This window comes from Streptomyces filamentosus (assembly GCF_014654895.1).
In the GTDB taxonomy this organism is placed as follows: domain Bacteria; phylum Actinomycetota; class Actinomycetes; order Streptomycetales; family Streptomycetaceae; genus Streptomyces; species Streptomyces filamentosus.
On record NZ_BNBE01000003.1, the window covers coordinates 152,501 to 170,768 of the forward strand.

Consider the following 18,268-nt stretch of genomic DNA (forward strand, 5'->3'; position numbering starts at 1 on the left):
GTAGCCGTACCGGAAGGTGCGGCTGGATCACCTCCTTTCTAAGGAGCACAGTACCGATTGCAGGCAAACGTTCTGCACGGTCAGCTCATGGGTGGAACGTTGATTAGTTGGCGTGATTCTTCAGAGTCTCCGGTAAGTACTGCTTCGGCGTGGAACACCGGATGAACCGAGAAGGTCGCGCCTGGCACGTTGTTGGGTATCTGAGGGTACGGCCGCAAGGTTGTGTCTTCGCGATGCCGGCCCCAGTGAACCTGGTCTGTATGGATCAGGGTGATGGGTGGCTGGTCGTTGCTTGAGAACTGCACAGTGGACGCGAGCATCTGTGGCCAAGTTTTTAAGGGCGCACGGTGGATGCCTTGGCACCAGGAACCGATGAAGGACGTGGGAGGCCGCGATAGTCCCCGGGGAGCCGTCAACCAGGCTTTGATCCGGGGGTTTCCGAATGGGGAAACCCGGCAGTCGTCATGGGCTGTCACCCACTGCTGAACACATAGGCAGTGTGGAGGGAACGAGGGGAAGTGAAACATCTCAGTACCCTCAGGAAGAGAAAACAACCGTGATTCCGGGAGTAGTGGCGAGCGAAACCGGATGAGGCCAAACCGTATGCGTGTGATACCCGGCAGGGGTTGCGCATGCGGGGTTGTGGGATCTCTTTTCTGTCGTCTGCCGGCGACAGGGCGAGTCAGAAACCGTTGGTGTAGTCGAAGGACATGCGAAAGGTCCGGCGTAGAGGGTAAGACCCCCGTAGACGAAACATCAGCGGCTCGTTGGAGAGACACCCAAGTAGCACGGGGCCCGAGAAATCCCGTGTGAATCTGGCGGGACCACCCGCTAAGCCTAAATATTCCCTGGTGACCGATAGCGGATAGTACCGTGAGGGAATGGTGAAAAGTACCGCGGGAGCGGAGTGAAATAGTACCTGAAACCGTGTGCCTACAAGCCGTGGGAGCGTCGGGCTAGGACTTGTCCTAGCCTCGTGACTGCGTGCCTTTTGAAGAATGAGCCTGCGAGTTTGCGGTGTGTTGCGAGGTTAACCCGTGTGGGGAAGCCGTAGCGAAAGCGAGTCCGAACAGGGCGGTTCAGTAGCACGCTCAAGACCCGAAGCGGAGTGATCTAGCCATGGGCAGGTTGAAGCGGAGGTAAGACTTCGTGGAGGACCGAACCCACCAGGGTTGAAAACCTGGGGGATGACCTGTGGTTAGGGGTGAAAGGCCAATCAAACTCCGTGATAGCTGGTTCTCCCCGAAATGCATTTAGGTGCAGCGTCGTGTGTTTCTTGCCGGAGGTAGAGCACTGGATAGGCGATGGGCCCTACCGGGTTACTGACCTTAGCCAAACTCCGAATGCCGGTAAGTGAGAGCACGGCAGTGAGACTGTGGGGGATAAGCTCCATGGTCGAGAGGGAAACAGCCCAGAGCATCGACTAAGGCCCCTAAGCGTACGCTAAGTGGGAAAGGATGTGGAGTCGCAGAGACAACCAGGAGGTTGGCTTAGAAGCAGCCACCCTTGAAAGAGTGCGTAATAGCTCACTGGTCAAGTGATTCCGCGCCGACAATGTAGCGGGGCTCAAGCGTACCGCCGAAGTCGTGTCATTGCAGCACATAAGGGCCAACGCCCGCTGTGATGGGTAGGGGAGCGTCGTGTGCCGGGTGAAGCAGCCGCGGAAGCGAGTTGTGGACGGTTCACGAGTGAGAATGCAGGCATGAGTAGCGATACACACGTGAGAAACGTGTGCGCCGATTGACTAAGGGTTCCTGGGTCAAGCTGATCTGCCCAGGGTAAGTCGGGACCTAAGGCGAGGCCGACAGGCGTAGTCGATGGACAACCGGTTGATATTCCGGTACCCGCTTTGAAACGCCCAATATCGAGCCCATTAATGCTAAGCCCGTGAAGCCGTTCCGGACCCTTCGGGGAATGGAAAGTGGTGGAGCCGGCGAACCAAGGTGGTAGTAGGTAAGCGATGGGGTGACGCAGGAAGGTAGTCCAGCCCGGGCGGTGGTTGTCCCGGGGTAAGGGTGTAGGCCGTGTGGTAGGCAAATCCGTCACACGTTAAGGCTGAGACCTGATGCCGAGCCGATTGTGGTGAAGTGGATGATCCTATGCTGTCGAGAAAAGCCTCTAGCGAGTTTCATGGCGGCCCGTACCCTAAACCGACTCAGGTGGTCAGGTAGAGAATACCGAGGCGTTCGGGTGAACTATGGTTAAGGAACTCGGCAAAATGCCCCCGTAACTTCGGGAGAAGGGGGGCCATCACTGGTGATGACACTTGCTGTCTGAGCTGGGGGTGGCCGCAGAGACCAGCGAGAAGCGACTGTTTACTAAAAACACAGGTCCGTGCGAAGCCGTAAGGCGATGTATACGGACTGACGCCTGCCCGGTGCTGGAACGTTAAGGGGACCGGTTAGTGACCTTTCGGGGTTGCGAAGCTGAGAACTTAAGCGCCAGTAAACGGCGGTGGTAACTATAACCATCCTAAGGTAGCGAAATTCCTTGTCGGGTAAGTTCCGACCTGCACGAATGGCGTAACGACTTCTCGACTGTCTCAACCATAGGCCCGGTGAAATTGCACTACGAGTAAAGATGCTCGTTTCGCGCAGAAGGACGGAAAGACCCCGGGACCTTTACTACAGTTTGATATTGGTGTTCGGTTCGGCTTGTGTAGGATAGGTGGGAGACTGTGAAGCGGCCACGCCAGTGGTTGTGGAGTCGTCGTTGAAATACCACTCTGGTCGTGCTGGATGTCTAACCTCGGTCCGTGATCCGGATCAGGGACAGTGTCTGATGGGTAGTTTAACTGGGGCGGTTGCCTCCCAAAGGGTAACGGAGGCGCCCAAAGGTTCCCTCAGCCTGGTTGGCAATCAGGTGTTGAGTGTAAGTGCACAAGGGAGCTTGACTGTGAGACCGACGGGTCGAGCAGGGACGAAAGTCGGGACTAGTGATCCGGCGGTGGCTTGTGGAAGCGCCGTCGCTCAACGGATAAAAGGTACCCCGGGGATAACAGGCTGATCTTCCCCAAGAGTCCATATCGACGGGATGGTTTGGCACCTCGATGTCGGCTCGTCGCATCCTGGGGCTGGAGTCGGTCCCAAGGGTTGGGCTGTTCGCCCATTAAAGCGGTACGCGAGCTGGGTTTAGAACGTCGTGAGACAGTTCGGTCCCTATCCTCTGTGCGCGTAGGAATATTGAGAAGGGCTGTCCCTAGTACGAGAGGACCGGGACGGACGAACCTCTGGTGTGCCAGTTGTCCTGCCAAGGGCATGGCTGGTTGGCTACGTTCGGGAGGGATAACCGCTGAAAGCATCTAAGCGGGAAGCCTGCTTCGAGATGAGTATTCCCACCTCCTTGAGAGGGTAAGGCTCCCAGTAGACGACTGGGTTGATAGGCCGGATGTGGAAGCCCAGTAATGGGTGGAGCTGACCGGTACTAATAGGCCGAGGGCTTGTCCTCAGTTGCTCGCGTCCACTGTGTTTGTTCTGAAGTAACGAACTCGCCAAGTATCTGGCTGGAGTTCACATCTTCATAGTGTTTCGGTGGTCATAGCGTTAGGGAAACGCCCGGTTACATTCCGAACCCGGAAGCTAAGCCTTTCAGCGCCGATGGTACTGCAGGGGGGACCCTGTGGGAGAGTAGGACGCCGCCGAACAATCATTGTGGGAAAGCCCCGCACCATCTGGTGCGGGGCTTTCCTGCGTTCCGGGGTCCTACGTGACTTTTATACTGGAGCGGTGAATGCCTCCTCCGCCTCAGCCGACTCCCTGCGCGCCGCTCTCGCCGGACTGCTCGACGGGCTGCCGCCCTCGCAGGCCGCCAAGGCCGTGGACCGGCTGATCGCGCACTACCGGGGGACGACCCCGACCGACGCGCCCGTGCTGCGCGACCGGTCCGACGTGGCCGCGTACGCCGCCTACCGGATGCCCGCCACCTTCGAGGCCGCCCGGGGCGCCCTCGACGCGCTGCGGGACGCCGCGCCGGAGTGGACTCCCGGCAGCCACACGGACGTCGGCGGCGGGACCGGCGCCGCGAGCTGGGCCGTCGCGGAGGCGTGGGACGGGGCCCCGCCGCGTACCACCGTCCTCGACTGGGCCGAGCCCGCGCTCGCCCTCGGGCGGGAACTGGCCGGCGGGGTGCTGGACGCCGAGTGGCGGCGGGAGCGGATCGGGACCGCGCTGCGGCTCGACGACACCGACCTGGTCACCGTCTCGTACGTGCTCAAGGAACTCACCGAGGGGGACAGGGCCGCGCTCGTCGCCGAGGCGGCGCGGGCCGCGCGCGGCGCCGTCGTCATCGTCGAACCCGGCACCCCGGACGGCTACGAGCGGATCATCGCCGCCCGCACCGTCCTCGTCGACGCCGGCCTCACCGTCGCCGCGCCCTGCCCGCACAGCGGCGCCTGCCCCATCGAGCCGGGCACCGACTGGTGCCACTTCTCGGCGCGGGTCAGCCGTTCCTCGCTGCACCGGCAGGTCAAGGGCGGGTCGCTGCCGTACGAGGACGAGAAGTACGCGTACGTCGCCGCCACGCGGTTCCCCGTGACGCCCGCGCCCGGCCGCGTCACCCGCCGGCCGCAGATCCGCAAGGGGCTCGTGCTCCTCGACCTCTGCGGGCCCGACGGGCTCCGCCGCGACACCGTCAGCAAGCGCCACGGGACCCTCTACAAGCAGGCCCGTGACGCCGAGTGGGGCGACTCCTGGCCGCCCGCCGACGAGGACTGAGGGCCGCGGCCTAGGGGCGCAGCTCCTGGGTGCAGCACTTCACGCTGCCGCCGCCCTTGAGGAGTTCGCCCAGGTCGATGCCGACCGGTTCGAAGCCGCGGGCCCGCAGCGGGTCGAACAGGCCCGTCGCCGTCTGCGGCAGCAGCACGTGCAGGCCGTCGCTGACCGCGTTGAGGCCCAGGGCCGCCGCGTCCTCCGCGGTGGCCCGCAGGGCGTCGGGGAAGAGCCGGGCCAGGACGGCCCGGCTGCCGGGGGAGAACGCCTCGGGGAAGTACATGACCTCGTCGCGCTCCTCGTCGAGGACGCACAGCGCCGTGTCCAGGTGGTAGTAGCGCGGGTCCACCAGCTCCAGGCCGATCACCGGCCGACCGAAGAACTCCTGCGCCTCGCCCCGGCAGAGCGGACTGGACCGGAAGCCGCTGCCCGCCAGGATCCACGAGGCCGTCACGGCGAAGTCGCCCTCGCCCTCGTTGACGTGGTCCGGGACCCTCAGGTCCTCCTCCGCCCAGCCGTTGCGGCGGAACCAGGCGAGGTGCGCGTCGGCCTCGGCGGCCCGCTCCGGATACGCGAAGCGGGCGCCGAGCACCCGGCCGCCGACCACGGTCGCGCCGTTCGCCGCGAACACCATGTCCGGCAGCCCCGGGTCCGGGTCGAGGAGTTCCACCGTGTGCCCGAAGGCCCGGTAGCGGTCCCGCAGGTCCTCCCACTGGGCGAGGGCGAGCGGCAGGTCGACGGGCTTCGCCGGATCCATCCACGGGTTGATGGAGTACGTCACCGCGAAGTGCGCCGGTGGGCACATCAGATAGCGGCGGGGCGAGGACTCGCGCGGAGTGGGGCGCAATCGGGCCTCCTCACGGACGGGCGGCCCGCGGGACGGGCCGTGCTTCGGTGGAGCCATGGTCCGCTCTCCGGGGCCCGCGCGCAGTGGACCGTTCGGGTGGTTCGTGCCGCGCACACCCGATCGACACCCGACCGCCCCCTCGCGAGACGGCTCGTCTCGCCTGGTGGTAGATTCGGCGCCATGTCCGAGCCCAAGGCCCCCGACGCCTCCCGCCGCAGCGAGCGCTCCCGCCGCGCCATCTTCGACGCCGCCCTCGCCCTCGTCTCCGAGGCGGGCTACGCGAAGACCACCGTCGAGGGCATCGCCGCCCGCGCCGGGGTCGGCAAGCAGACCATCTACCGCTGGTGGCCCTCCAAGGCGGCCGTCCTCCTCGACGCCTTCCTCGACCTCGCCGCCCGCGCCGCCGAGGAGGCCGGGGCCGCGCCCGGCGAGACCGAGCTGCCCGACACCGGGGACCTCGCCGCCGACCTCCGGCTCGTCCTGCGCGCCACCGTCGACGAGTTCAACGACCCCCGCTACGACGCCCCCACCCGGGCGCTCGCCGCCGAGGGCAGCACCGACCCCGAGCTCGGCGCCCGCCTCACCGCCGCCCTCCTCGAACCCCAGCTGGACGCCTTCGCCCGCCGCATCGAGGCCGCCAGGGAAGCCGGTCAGGTCGACCCCGGCACGGACGCCCGGCTCGCCACCGAGCTCCTCGTCGGGCCCCTCCACCACCGCTGGCTGCACCGCACCGGCCCCCTCACCCACGCCTACGCCGACGCCCTCGTCGCACAGGCGCTGCGCGGCCTCACACCCCGCCCGTGACGAGCGTGAGCGTCGTCACCGGCCCCCGGTTCCCCACTCCGGTCACCCGGGGCGCAGGATGGTGGGACCATGGGCAGAGCCGAACAGGCGAGCATGAGGTGTGAGGGGATAGATGGGCGACGGCATCGGCCGCTACCGCGGCACGGAGGGCAAACTCGCACAATGGCTGCGCAGGCGCCCCAAACGGACCGCGGCCGACGACGGGAACGCCCGAGAGACGCTGCTCCTGGCCGTCGCCGCCGCCGGACTGCCGCTGGCCCCCGCCGCCCACCCCGTCGGCTACAGCTGTTCCTGTGAGCGGATCGGCTGTCCCACCCCCGGCCGGCACCCGGTCTCCTTCGCCTGGCAGACCCAGTCGACCACCGACCGCGCCCAGATCGAGCGCTGGGCGCGGAACGAGCCCCGGGCGAACTTCATCACCGCCACCGGCATGGTCCACGACGTCCTCGACGTGCCGCTGGCCGCCGGCCGGGCCGCCCTCGAACGGCTCCTCGCCGAAGGCGTCGACGTCGGGCCGGTCGCCGAGTCCCCCGACAGCACCGGCGACGGCGGCCGGATGCTCTTCTTCACCGCCACCCGGGGCACCCCCGAGGACGAGGACGAGTGGTGGCCCTGTGAACTCGACTGCCACCCCGAGACCATGGACGAGCACCCCGGCCTGCGCTGGCACTGCCGCGGCAGCTACGTCCTCGTCCCGCCCGCCCGGCTGCCCGGCGACGAGGACGACCACCCGGCCGTCGGCTGGATCCGCGGCCCCGAGCACGCCCTGCCCGACCCGCTGAACCTCCTGGAGACCCTCACCGACGCCTGCGCCCGGCACCTGGCCGAGCGGGACGGCGGGGACGGCCACGAGGCCCACGAGATCGCCTGGCCCCTCACCCGCTGAGCCCGGGGCCCGGACCCGGGACCCGTGGAGCCCGCCGGCCCGGCGGGACCGGAGCCGTACGGTCAGGAGCCCTCGACGGACACCACGCCCTGGAGCCGGCCCGCGAACGTGACCGCGTCGCGGTCGGTGCCCGCCGGCTTCACGAGCACGGCCTGGCTCGACACCCACTCCTTGGTCACCGTGTTCACGACCTCGCCCTTCATCAGGGCCTTCAGCTCCGGACCCACCTTCGGCCGGTAGCCCTTCGCGGTCGTCTGCCGCTCGAAGTGGCGGCTCGCGAAGAAGACCAGCGCCCCGCCGTCCTCCGTGGCGAGCGCCAGCGGCGCGAAGTCGCCCGTGTCGGCGGCCCGGTCGATGAACTGCGTGGCCAGGCCGGGCTTGCGGGCGGTACGGGCCCGCTTCTCGCGCCACTGGCTGGTGTGCGGACCGGCGGCGAACGGACTCGCGCCGCCGTTCCCCAGGTACGCGGCGTACCGCTCGCTCAGCGCGGCGGGCGGGACCGCGAGCGCGTCCGTGCCGGCGGCGACCGGCACCGCGTCCCCCTGCTCCCCGGCGAACTCCGGCACGTCGTCCTTGCCGAGGATCACCAGGTGGGCGGCCTTCCACTGCTGGTCGGGGCCGCCCCGGACGAAGGCGACCAGCCAGCGGTCGTCCGCCTGGGGCGTGCCGTCGTCGCGGCTGGCGTCGGTGTCCGCGACGAACCAGCGCGGCCAGCCCGCCTTCCTGGGGATCAGGAAGCGGGCGTCGCGCAGCTCCAGCGGCCGGTGGTCCGGATTGCCCTCCGGCTGGGTCACCGACTTCGCCTTCAGCCCGGCCTGGTTGATCGCCCCCAGCGGGCCGGTCACCCGGCCGGCGTCGAGCGCCGGGTCGTTGGCCTTGTCGGCGCGGTTGAAGGCGGTGACGAAACCGGCCAGGGCCGCCGTCGCCTCGTCGGGCGTCGCCCCCGGCACGACTGCGGTCTCGCCGTGGACGGTCACGCAGCCGCTCGCCGTCAGTGCCACGGCGGTCGCCGTGGCGACCGCCGCCAGGGTGCCGCCCCGGCGCCGTACCTCAGACCGCCGGGTCTGCCGCTTCGGCCTCAGCCTTCTCATCGGTCGCCTTCTGCTTCTCCACGCGCACGGACGGACCCGACCCTATCGGGGCGAGGAAGAGCGCGAGCGTCGGGACCAGATACAGCGCCCACACCGTGACCTGAAGGACCGTCGGGTCGGGCTGGAAGTTGAACACGCCCTTGAGGAGGGTGCCGTACCAGCTGTCCGGCGGGATCGTCGCCGAGACGTCGAAGGCCCGGTCGGCGAGGCCGCCGAGGAAGCGGGCCTCCTGGAGGTCGTGCACGCCGTACGCGAGGACGCCCGCCGCCACCACGACCAGCATCCCGCCGGTCCAGGTGAAGAACTTCGCCAGGTTGATCCTGAGCGCGCCCCGGTAGAACAGCCAGCCGAGGAACACCGCCGTCAGCAGGCCCAGCACCACGCCGGCCAGCGGGGCGTGGCTGCCGTCGGAGGAGGCCCGTACCGACGCCCACACGAACAGGGCGGTCTCCAGGCCCTCCCGGCCCACGGCCAGGAAGGCGGTGGCGACCAGCGCGCCGGTGCCCATCGCCAGGGCCGCGTCCAGCTTGCCGTGCAGCTCCGCCCTCAGGTGCCGGGCGGTCTTCTTCATCCAGAAGACCATCCACGTCACCAGGACCACGGCGAGGATCGACAGGGACCCGCCGAGCAGCTCCTGCGCCTCGAAGGTCAGCTCCTGGGAGCCGAACTCGAGGCCGGCGCCGAAGGCGAGCGCGATGCCGACGGCCACGCCGATGCCCGTCCAGATCGGCTTCAGGGCGTCCCGGCGGCCGGTCTTCACGAGGTAGGCGATGAGGATGCAGACGACGAGGCTGGCCTCCAGGCCCTCGCGGAGGCCGATCAGGTAGTTGCCGAACACGGCGGGCTCCTTCTGGGGTTACGAGAAAAGGGCGCGGCCCCACCAGTCGTCCGCGTCGCGGACGCCCGGCGGGACGGCGAAGACCGCCGAACCGACGTGCTGGATGTACTCGTTGAGGGCGTCCGACTTGGCCAGGGCGGTCTGCACCCGGACGAAGCCGGCCCGCACGTCCTTCTGGTACGCGAGGAAGAACAGGCCCGCGTCCAGCCGGCCGAGGCCGTCCGTGCCGTCGGTGAAGGAGTAGCCGCGGCGCAGCAGCGTCGCCCCGCCGTTGGAGTCCGGGTGGGCGAGCCGGACGTGGGAGTCCGGCTTCAGCGCCTTCAGGAACGGCTCGTCGTGCTCCTTCGCCTTGCCGACGGCCGCGCCCTCCTTCTTGTCCCGGCCGAAGATGTCCTCCTGCTCGGCGAGCGGGGTGCGGTCCCAGGTCTCGACGTTCATCCGGATCCGGCGGGCGACCAGGTACGAGCCGCCGGCCAGCCAGGAGGCGCCGCCGGCGGCCTCCGCCGGACCGACCCACACGTGCCGGTCGAGGGCGGCGGCGTCGCTGCCGGAGACGTTCCGGGTGCCGTCCTTGAAGCCGAAGAGGTTGCGCGGGGTCTGCGCGTTCGGGGTGGTCGAGGACGTCTTGCCGAAGCCCAGCTGGGACCAGCGGACCGCGACCGTGCCGAAGCCGATCCGGGCGAGGTTGCGGATGGCGTGCACGGCGACCTGCGGGTCGTCGGCGCACGCCTGCACGCACAGGTCGCCGCCGCTGCGCGCCGGATCGAGGTTGTCGCCCGGGAACCTGGGAAGCTCCACCAGGTCCCCGGGCCGCCTGTCCTTCAGCCCGAAGCGCCCGTCGAAGAGCGAGGGGCCGAAGCCGATGGTGAGGGTGAGCCGGGACGGCCTGAGGCCGAGCGCCTCGCCGGTGTCGTCCGGCGGGGCCTCCGGCAGTCCGCCGTACGCGCCCTCGCCGACCTCGCGGCCCGCCGTCATCCGCTCGGCGGCGCGGGTCCACTCCTTGAGGAGCTTCACCAGCTTCTCGCGGTCGTCGGTGGTGACGTCGAAGGCGGCGAAGTGCAGCCGGTCCTGGACGGCGGTGGCGATGCCGGCCTGGTGGGCGCCGTGGAAGGGGACGGCGGCGCCGCTGTCGGCGACGGGCGTCGTGGCGTCGCCGTCGCGGGTCAGCGCCACGGCGCCGCCGGCCACGGCGGCACCGAGGGCGAGGCCGCCGCCGGCGGCGAGGACGGTGCGCCGGGCCGGGCCGGGCGCGGCCCCCGGCTCGTCCGCGCCGGTCGTCCCGGGGGTCACTTGACGACCGCCGCGGCGAGCTTGGACAGCGGCTCGGCCAGCGCGTTGACGCCGTCGGACAGCTCCTTGCGCTGCTCCTTGCCGACCTTGTCGTAGGAGGTGAAGTCGTAACCCGTCTTGTCCGCGCGGTACTTGTCGAGCAGCGCGTTCAGGGCGGCGAACTGCTTGTCGAGGTCGGCGACGAGGGCGGGGTCGTTCTTCGAGGCGACCGGCTTGAGCAGGTCGAAGGACATCTGGGCGCCCTCGACGTTGGCCTTGAAGTCGACCAGGTCGGTGTGGGAGTAGCGCTCCTCCTCGCCGGTGACCTTGCCGGTGGCGACCTCGTCGAGGAGCTCCTTGGCGCCGTTGGCCATGGAGGTGGGGGTGATCTCGGCCTTGCCGACGCGCTTCACCCAGTCCGCGAGGTCCTCGTCGAGGAGGTCGGCGAGCTGCTTCTCGCGGGCGGTGATCTTCCCGTCCTGCCAGAGCGCCTTCTCCAGGCGGTGCCAGCCGGTCCAGTCCTTCGCCGGGTCCTGCCCCTCCTCCAGGCCGTCCTCGCGGACGTCGACCTTCGGGTCGATGTCGCCGAAGGACTCGGCGACGGGCTCGGTGCGCTCCCAGCCGATGCGGGAGGAGGCGTACGCCTTCTTCGCGGCCTCCAGGTCCCCGGCGCGGACGGCGTCGGTGAAGACCTTCACCTTGGGCAGCGTCGCGTCGGCCTGCGCCTGGACGTACTGGCGGTACGAGGCGACGGCGGCGTCCATCTCGGCGGAGCGCTTCGGGGCGGAGGCGCCGCCGGTGAGGGTCACGGCCTGGCGGATGCCGGAGCCGGTCATGCCGGGCTTGCAGACGATCGCGTACGAGCCGGCCTTGATCTCGGCGGTGAGCGTGGCCTTGGTGCCGGGGCCGATGTTCTCGCGCTCGGTGACGATCCGGTCGTCCGGGTAGAGGACGTACACCTCGGTGACCTTGGAGCCGCGGTTCTCCACGTTCAGGGTGACGTGGCCGGCCGGGAACTCCTTCTTCGACAGCTCGCAGGAGTCGTCCTTGGCGGTGACGGTGATGCCGTCGGCGTCCGCCTTGGCGTCGCTCTTCGCGGTGCATCCGGTGACGGCGGCCAGGACGGCTGCGCCCGCCAGGGCGGTGACGGCGGTGGTGCGGACGGCTCGCATCGACGGCTCCAGGACGAGGAGAGGGGTGGGAAAGGCGCTGAGGCGGACCTAACTTAACCGAGGCTTACCTCACTCATGCCCACCCGTCCAGTGATGTGACTCTCACGTCCGGCGCACCGGACACGGGGCGGTCACGGGTGGGCCATGGCCGCCCCATGGCCGGGTCAAGCCTCAGTCAAACGAGGCGTTTTGGGGTGATTTGGCGATCTGGGGGTTCCGGTGCGGGACGACCAGCGGGACGCCCGTCCGCGGGTGCGGGAAGACCTCCACCGGCTGCCGGTAGACCCGGCCGAGCAGCTCCGCGCCGAACACCCCGTCCGGCGGCCCGTCCGCGGCGACCCCGCCGCCGTGCACCACCCCCACCCGGTCCGCGTACGCCGCCGCGAGCCCCAGGTCGTGCAGGACGACCACCACCGCGTCCCCGGCCGCCGCCCGCTCCCGGCAGACCCGCAGCACCAGTTCCTGGTGGCGGAGGTCGAGCGCCGCCGTCGGCTCGTCGAGCAGCAGCAGCCCGGTCCGCTGGGCCAGCACCCGGGCGAGCGCCGCCCTGGCCCGCTCCCCGCCGGAGAGCGCGGCGAAGGGGCGGGCGGCGAGGGCGGTCACCTCGGTCGCGGCCATCGCCTCCGCCACCGCCTCCTCGTCCTCCGCCGCCCGCGCGGTCCCCGCCCACGGGGCGCGGCCCATCCGGACCACCTCCTCGACCGGGAAGGGGAAGGACAGTTCGGCGGTCTGCGGCAGCACCGCCCGCCGCAGCGCCAGCTCGGGCGCGCTCCACGCGCCGGCGGACCGGCCCCCGATCCGTACCGTCCCCGCCGAGGGCGCCAGGTCCCCGGCGAGCACCGACAGCAGCGTGGACTTCCCGGCGCCGTTGGGCCCCACCAGGGCCAGCACCTCCCCGGCGCGCACCGCGATCCGGGCCCCGTCGAGCACGGCCCGGCGGCCCCGCACCACCCGCACCCCGTCCGCCCCGGCGACGAGCCCGCCGGGCTCCACGGCCGCCGGCAGCTCCCGCACCCGCCTCCTGAACACGCCGATCACGCCCAACCACCCTGCTTCCTGCGGGTCCTGCGGAGCAGCCAGAAGAAGAACGGGCTGCCGATGAGGGCGGTGAGGACGCCCAGGGGGAGTTCGGCGGGGGCCGCGAGGGTGCGGGCCGCCAGGTCGCCCGCGGTGAGCACGGCCGCCCCGCCGAGCGCGCTGCCGGGGATCAGGAAGCGGTGGCCGGGGCCGTGCGCCATCCGCAGCACGTGCGGGACGACCAGGCCCACGAAGGTCACGATGCCGGAGACCGCGACCGCCGCCGCCGTGAGCAGCGCCACCACCAGGACCAGCGCGACCCGCAGCCGCTCCACCTCCACGCCCAGGTGCCGGGCGGGCCGCTCGCCGAGCGCGAGCAGGTCGAGCCGGCGGGCGTACAGCGGGGCGACGGCGAGGCCGAGCAGCGCGCACGGCAGGACCGCGAGCACCTTCGGCCAGGTGGCCTGCGCGAGCGAGCCCAGCTGCCAGAAGGTGATCTGGCTGATCTGCGCGTTGTCCGCGAAGAAGACGAAGAGCCCGATGAGCGCGCCCGCGAAGGCGTTGACCGCGATGCCCGTGAGGATCAGGGTGACGACCTCGGTCCGGCCGCCCGAGCGGGACATCGCGTACACCACGACCACGGTGAGGAGCCCGCCCGCGAAGGCGAAGACGGTCACCGTCCAGGTGCCGAGGAAGCCCGCGCCGAGGACGATCGCGCCGACCGCGCCGACGGCGGCGCCCGAGGAGATGCCGATGACGCCGGGCTCGGCCAGCGGATTGCCGAAGACGCCCTGCATCAGCGCCCCGGCGCAGCCGAGGGAGGCGCCGACGAGGACGGCGAGCACCACCCGGGGCAGTCGGATGTTCCACAGCACGCTCTCGGCGGTCCGGTCGAGGGCGTGCCCGCCGAGCCCCGTGCGGTGCAGCACCGAGGCGAGGACGTCGCCGAGCGGGATGCCGTACGCGCCGACGCCGGCGGACAGCAGGGCGAGCAGCAGCAGCGCGGCGAGCAGCCCGCCGGTGAGCAGCGCGGTCCGGCCGCGCCGGGGCGCGGGGGGCTCCGCGGGCCGGGCGGGGGGCTCCACCGCTCCGGAGGGGCGCGCCTCCTGGAGGGCCGTCACTTCCGCTCCCCGTACAGCTGGTCCACGAGCGAGGCGAGCACCCGGTCGGTGCGCGGGCCGTAGGAGAGGAGGACGCCGTCGTCGACGGAGACGATCCGGCGGTCGGCGCCGGCCGGGGTCTCGGCGACGCCGGGGAGCCGGAGGAGGCCGTCGACGCCGCCGACCGACCGGAGGCCCTTGCTCATGACGAGGAGCGCGTCCGGCGCGGCCTTCGCGAGGGCTTCGCTGGTGAGCGGGATGAAGTCCTCGGCGAGGCCGGACTCCTTGCCCGCGTCGACGGCGCCGGCGGCCTCCAGGAGGGAGGCGGCGCCGGAGTCGGCGCCGCCGAGGAGGTAGACGGCGGCCGAGCCGCGCAGGTAGAGGAAGGCGACGCGGGGCCGGTCGGCGCGGGCGGGGATCCGCTTCCGCACGGCGGCGAGGCGCTCGGCGGTCCGCTCGCGCAGCGCGGTGCCCGAGGCGGGGACGCCGAGGGCGGCGGCCACGTCCTCGGCGCGGTCGTCGAGGTCGCCGAGCTCCTTCGCGGGCGGGACGACGACGAGGGGGACGCCCGCGTCGCGGATCTGGGCGATCGCCTCGGCCGGGCCGGTGGTGGACTCGGCGAGGACGAGGGTCGGCCGCAGCGAGAGGACGTTCTCGGCGGAGACGTCGTGGGCGCGGGTCACCACCGGGAGCCCGGCGGCCTGTTCGAAGGTGGTGGTGACGTCCCGGGCCACCACGCGGTCCCCGAGGCCGAGGGTGAAGACGAGCTCGGCGAGGGAGCCGCTGAGCGGCACGATCCGCTCGGCCGAGGCGACGGTGACCCGCCGGCCGTCCGCGGAGGCGACGGTGACGGGCAGGCGGGGGGAGGCGGGGGAGGGGAGCGGCTCGACCCGGTCGGCGGTCGTCGCTCCGGGAGCCGTCGCTCCGGCGGCGGGGGCCTGTGCGGCCGGGGCCTGTGCGGCGGGGGTGGTCGCCGGGGCGGTTCCGCCGCCGCATCCGGTCGCCGCGAGGGCGAGGGCGAGCACTGCTGTCAGCGCTCCCGCGAGGCGAGTTCTGCGCACCGGACACCGTCCTGTCGTTCCGTTCGGAAGTTCGTCGCCCGGCGCTCGGGGGGATGGGTACCGGCCGGGACGGGATGGAGTTTAGGTTAGCCTTACCTAAGTCGCCAGCCCTCGGAGGGGTGCCCCATGCTGCTGTCCAGACCCTGCCGCGCACTCGCCGCGACCCTGTTCGCGGCCCTGCTCGCCGCCCTCGTCCCGGCCGCCGGCGCCCACGCGGAGAGCCGCCCCGTGCAGGGCGGACGACTGGACTGGGGCATCAGATCCTCCTTCCAGAGCTACGTCACCGGGCCGGTCGCACAAGGGAGTTGGGAGCTCACCGGCGCCGCCGCCACGGTCGGCCCGCAGTACCGCTTCCACTCCGCGCAGGGCTCGTACGACCCCGCCACCGGCACCTTCGAAGCCGCCTTCTCCGGCGGCGTCCACTTCACCGGCCACCGCGCGGCCGACGGCACGCACGAACTCGACCTCGCCATCAGCCGCCCCCGGATCCTGATCCGCGGCGGCACGGGCACCCTCTACGCCGACATGGCCAGCCGGCCCAAGGGCGGTGGGCGGACGACCGTCCGCGCCCAAGTCCCGCTCGCCGCGCTCGACACCGGCGGCCTCGACATGCGCGGGGCCACCGGCCCCGTCTCCCTCGCGGGCGTCCCCGCCACCCTCACCGCCCAGGGCGCCGCCGCCTTCGCGGGCTACTACCCGGCCGGCACCGCGCTCGACCCGGTCTCCCTCACCGTCGACGTCCGTACGGCCCCGAGCCGGGCCCCGAGCCCGACCTCGAACCCGGCTTTGAGCCCGTCGCCGAGCCGGACCCCGGCCCCGACCTCGGCCACGGCCCCGGCCCCGGGATCCTTCCGCGCCGCCGCCGTCGACTGGGGCGTCCGCCGCACCTTCCGCGAGTACGTCACCGGCGGCATCGCGCAGGGGAAGTGGACCCTCACCGGCGGGGCCCGGGACGGCGGGGCGCTCTTCCGGTTCCCCTCCGCCACCGGCACCTACGACCCCGCCACCGGCACCCTCGACGCCTCCTTCGAGGGCGGAGTCCGCTTCACCGGCACCCACCTCGACCTCGCCCTCGCCGGCGTCACCGTCCGGGTGGCCGGAGGCACCGGCACCCTCGCCGCCGACGTCACCAGCGCGGGGAGGACCGAGGAGGACGTCCCGCTCGTCACCTTCGCCGCCCGCGGCCTCGTCCCGGAGGACGGCCTCGCCGTCGTCGCCGAGGCGCCCGCCGTCCTCACCGAGGCCGGAGCCCGCGCCTTCGGCGGGATGTACAGGGCGGGCACCGCGATGGACCCGGTCTCCCTCGCCGTCTCCGTCGACCCGGCCGCCGCGCTCCCCGCCCTGCCCGACCTCGGCAGCGAACCCACGGCCCCGCCGGCCACGGCCACTGCCTCCCCCGCCCCCGCCGCTCCCGTGCCGGCCGCCGCGGCCTCCCCGGACCCCGGCGCCCCCACGGGCGTCTACGCCGGGATCGGCGCGGGCGCCCTGGCCGCCGCCGTCGCCGCGTACCTCCTGGTCCGGCGCCGCCGCCGGGCGGGGGAGACCCCCGCCCCCTGACCCGCCCCCGACCCTTCCCCTCCCGGACTCCCCGCACGGGCCCGCGCACGACGCCCCTGCGGCGGCCCGCCACACCCCCGTACCCCCGAACCCCCCTTCCCGTCTAGGAGATCACCGCCATGGCCACCCGCATGCGCCGCCCCGTCACCCTGGCCGCCGCCGTCACCACGGCCGCCGCCCTGGGCGCCGGTGCCCTGACCCTCGCGCTCCCCGCGTCCGCCGCCGAAGGCGCGGCCCCGCCGATGCCCCTCGTCGACGGCACCCTGGACTGGGGCGTCAAGCAGTCCTTCCGCTCCTACCTCGCCCAGCCCTTCGCCAAGGGGAGGATCACCCTGGAAGGCGGCGCGACGCAGGCGGCGGGCAACGGCGTCTTCACCTTCGCCGACGGCACCGGCACCTACGACACGGCCGGTCACGCCACCGCCACCGCCTTCAAGGGCGGCGTCCGCTTCGAGGCCCACGAGGGCGCCCTCGACATCCGGATCTCGGACGTCCGGCTCAGGACCGCCGGTTCGGCCTCGCCCACCGGCGAGATCACCGCCGACGTCGTCACCAAGGAGAAGGACGGCTCCTTCACCACCCGCGACGACGTCTCCTTCGCCGCCCTCGACATGAGCGGGGTCCGGCCCGGCCAGGGCGCCGGGGGCGCGATGGTCTTCAAGGACATACCGGCCGCGCTCACCAAGGACGGCGCCGCCGCCTTCGCGGGCTTCTACAAGGAGGGCGACGCCCTCGACCCGGCGACCCTCACGGTGAAGGCCGGCGCCCGGCCGACCACCCCGCCCACCACGCCGCCGACGACCCCGCCCACGATGCCGCCCACCACCGCGCCCACGACGACCCCGCCCACCACGGCCCCCACCACGGCCCCGACCACCCCGGCCACCACCCCGCCGACCACGACGGCCCCGGTGCCGACCGCCACGGCCCCCACCACCCCGGCCCCGACCGGCACGGCCACGGCCACGGCCACCCCGTCGTCCTCGCCCTCCGTCGTCGCCGGACGGCTCACCTGGGGCGTCCTGGAGCGCTGGCGGGTGTACGTCGCCGAGCGCTGCGGCGGCACCGTCACCCCGGCCGCCGGGGCGGTCCGGTCCGGCTCCGCGTACGCCTTCCAGGCCGACGGGGCCGAACTCGACGCGGACGCCCGCACCCTCGCCGCCTCCTTCGGGGGCCGGGTGGACTTCGTCTGCGCCGCCCACGGCATCGACTGGCGGATCAGCGGCGTGAAGGTCTCCGCGAGCGGCACCACGGGCACCCTCACCGCCGACGTCACCACGGCCTCCGGCACCCGGAAGGGCGTGCGCTTCGCCGAGCTCGACCTCGCGGAGGCCGACTGGAGCCCGAAGGACGGCGTCGTCACCCTCGCCGCCCTCCCGGCGAAGCTGACCGCGGCCGGTGCCGCGCTCTTCGCCGCGCCCGGCGGCGCCTCGTACTACGAGGCGGGCCTGGCCCTCGACCCGGTGACCGTCTCCCTCGCCGTCGACGAGGACGCCACCCTCCCGGCCGACACGGGAACCGGCGGCACGGGAACCGGCGGCACGGGCGACGCCGGTGCGGGCGACGGCGCTTCGGGAAGCGGCGGTTCCGGCACCACGGCCTCCGGCGCCACCGGCGCGGGCACGATCGGCGGCGGGACCGCCGGAGGGGGCGGCACGGTCGGCGGCGGGAGCGCGGGCGGCGGCGGTGTGCTCGCCGCCACCGGCTCCTCCGCCCCCACCGGCCTCCTGGCCGGCGCCGCCGCGCTCGTCGCGGGCGCCGGGGCGGCCGTCGTCGTCGCCGTCCGCCGCCGGGCGGGCGCCGAGGGCTGACCCCCCGCGTCCCCCGCTCCTCTCGCGTCCCCCCCCCCGCGTCCACCGGGCAGGGCCGCGCCCCGGAAAACGGGGCGCGGCCCTGCCGCACGCTCCTGGATGGTTCAAT

13 protein-coding genes and 3 rRNA genes (1 of these 16 only partly in view) are annotated in these 18,268 nt (G+C 71.9%); 8 read left to right on the top strand and 8 right to left on the bottom strand.

Features of this window, described 5'->3' with window-relative positions; all coding sequences use genetic code 11:
- From IE326_RS28170 to IE326_RS28185, 4 genes are all read left to right on the top strand, one after another.
- A 16S ribosomal RNA gene (locus tag IE326_RS28170) occupies positions 1-38 on the top strand (it extends 1,487 nt beyond the left edge of the window).
- A gap of 286 nt (positions 39-324) precedes the next feature.
- A 23S ribosomal RNA gene (locus IE326_RS28175) occupies positions 325-3,447 on the top strand.
- Between the two features lie 79 nt (positions 3,448-3,526).
- Positions 3,527-3,643: ribosomal RNA gene (rrf, locus tag IE326_RS28180) — 5S ribosomal RNA — on the top strand.
- The 16S, 23S and 5S rRNA genes sit together here, the layout of an rRNA operon.
- Before the next feature lie 82 nt (positions 3,644-3,725).
- Positions 3,726-4,712, top strand: coding sequence for a small ribosomal subunit Rsm22 family protein (locus IE326_RS28185; RefSeq protein ID WP_190043683.1), 987 nt, complete (start codon positions 3,726-3,728; stop codon positions 4,710-4,712).
- A gap of 10 nt (positions 4,713-4,722) precedes the next feature.
- Here IE326_RS28185 and ddaH read toward each other — a convergent pair whose 3' ends face one another.
- Positions 4,723-5,553: a dimethylargininase gene (gene ddaH, locus IE326_RS28190; RefSeq protein ID WP_337776209.1), complete on the bottom strand. Its 831-nt coding sequence runs from the start codon at positions 5,551-5,553 to the stop codon at positions 4,723-4,725.
- A gap of 180 nt (positions 5,554-5,733) precedes the next feature.
- Here ddaH and IE326_RS28195 point away from each other — a divergent pair, with 180 nt between their 5' ends.
- Positions 5,734-6,357, top strand: a complete 624-nt coding sequence (locus IE326_RS28195) for a TetR/AcrR family transcriptional regulator (protein WP_150227886.1) — start codon at positions 5,734-5,736, stop codon at positions 6,355-6,357.
- A gap of 112 nt (positions 6,358-6,469) precedes the next feature.
- Positions 6,470-7,243: a bifunctional DNA primase/polymerase gene (locus IE326_RS28200; protein WP_190043684.1), complete on the top strand. Its 774-nt coding sequence runs from the start codon at positions 6,470-6,472 to the stop codon at positions 7,241-7,243.
- Between the two features lie 62 nt (positions 7,244-7,305).
- On the opposite strand, the gene IE326_RS28205 is transcribed toward IE326_RS28200, so the two are convergent.
- From IE326_RS28205 to IE326_RS28235, 7 genes are all read right to left on the bottom strand, one after another.
- Positions 7,306-8,334: an SCO2278 family lipoprotein gene (locus IE326_RS28205; RefSeq protein WP_190043685.1), complete on the bottom strand. Its 1,029-nt coding sequence runs from the start codon at positions 8,332-8,334 to the stop codon at positions 7,306-7,308.
- A complete protein-coding gene (gene efeU, locus IE326_RS28210; protein ID WP_150227883.1) occupies positions 8,294-9,172 on the bottom strand; it encodes an iron uptake transporter permease EfeU in 879 nt (292 codons plus the stop codon). The genes IE326_RS28205 and efeU overlap by 41 nt, the downstream gene beginning before the upstream one ends.
- A gap of 18 nt (positions 9,173-9,190) precedes the next feature.
- A complete protein-coding gene (gene efeB, locus IE326_RS28215; RefSeq protein ID WP_190043686.1) occupies positions 9,191-10,462 on the bottom strand; it encodes an iron uptake transporter deferrochelatase/peroxidase subunit in 1,272 nt (423 codons plus the stop codon).
- Entirely contained in the window at positions 10,459-11,613 is a 1,155-nt protein-coding gene (efeO, locus tag IE326_RS28220; RefSeq protein ID WP_150227881.1) for an iron uptake system protein EfeO, read from the bottom strand. The genes efeB and efeO overlap by 4 nt, the downstream gene beginning before the upstream one ends.
- A gap of 171 nt (positions 11,614-11,784) precedes the next feature.
- On the bottom strand, positions 11,785-12,651 hold the full coding sequence (locus tag IE326_RS28225; protein WP_373310294.1) for a heme ABC transporter ATP-binding protein: 867 nt from the start codon (positions 12,649-12,651) through the stop codon (positions 11,785-11,787).
- Positions 12,648-13,715, bottom strand: a complete 1,068-nt coding sequence (locus tag IE326_RS28230) for a FecCD family ABC transporter permease (protein WP_229915779.1) — start codon at positions 13,713-13,715, stop codon at positions 12,648-12,650. The genes IE326_RS28225 and IE326_RS28230 overlap by 4 nt, the downstream gene beginning before the upstream one ends.
- 32 nt (positions 13,716-13,747) lie before the next feature.
- Positions 13,748-14,791, bottom strand: coding sequence for a heme/hemin ABC transporter substrate-binding protein (locus IE326_RS28235; protein WP_190043688.1), 1,044 nt, complete (start codon positions 14,789-14,791; stop codon positions 13,748-13,750).
- A gap of 126 nt (positions 14,792-14,917) precedes the next feature.
- On the opposite strand from IE326_RS28235, the gene IE326_RS28240 reads away from it, so the two are divergent.
- A complete protein-coding gene (locus IE326_RS28240; RefSeq protein WP_190043689.1) occupies positions 14,918-16,348 on the top strand; it encodes an HtaA domain-containing protein in 1,431 nt (476 codons plus the stop codon).
- A 119-nt stretch (positions 16,349-16,467) separates the two neighbouring features.
- Positions 16,468-18,159, top strand: coding sequence for an HtaA domain-containing protein (locus tag IE326_RS28245; protein ID WP_190043690.1), 1,692 nt, complete (start codon positions 16,468-16,470; stop codon positions 18,157-18,159).
- Positions 18,160-18,268: the final 109 nt, after the last annotated feature.

What these genes read in the sequence shown, in the direction of transcription:
- IE326_RS28195 (WP_150227886.1), top strand. Translation starts at nt 5,734, where the DNA reads ATGTCCGAGCCCAAGGCCCCCGACGCCTCCCGCCGCAGCGAGCGCTCC.
- IE326_RS28200 (WP_190043684.1), top strand. Translation starts at nt 6,470, where the DNA reads ATGGGCGACGGCATCGGCCGCTACCGCGGCACGGAGGGCAAACTCGCA.
- IE326_RS28205 (WP_190043685.1), bottom strand. Translation starts at nt 8,334, where the DNA reads ATGAGAAGGCTGAGGCCGAAGCGGCAGACCCGGCGGTCTGAGGTACGG.
- efeO (WP_150227881.1), bottom strand. Translation starts at nt 11,613, where the DNA reads ATGCGAGCCGTCCGCACCACCGCCGTCACCGCCCTGGCGGGCGCAGCC.
- IE326_RS28240 (WP_190043689.1), top strand. Translation starts at nt 14,918, where the DNA reads ATGCTGCTGTCCAGACCCTGCCGCGCACTCGCCGCGACCCTGTTCGCG.
- IE326_RS28245 (WP_190043690.1), top strand. Translation starts at nt 16,468, where the DNA reads ATGGCCACCCGCATGCGCCGCCCCGTCACCCTGGCCGCCGCCGTCACC.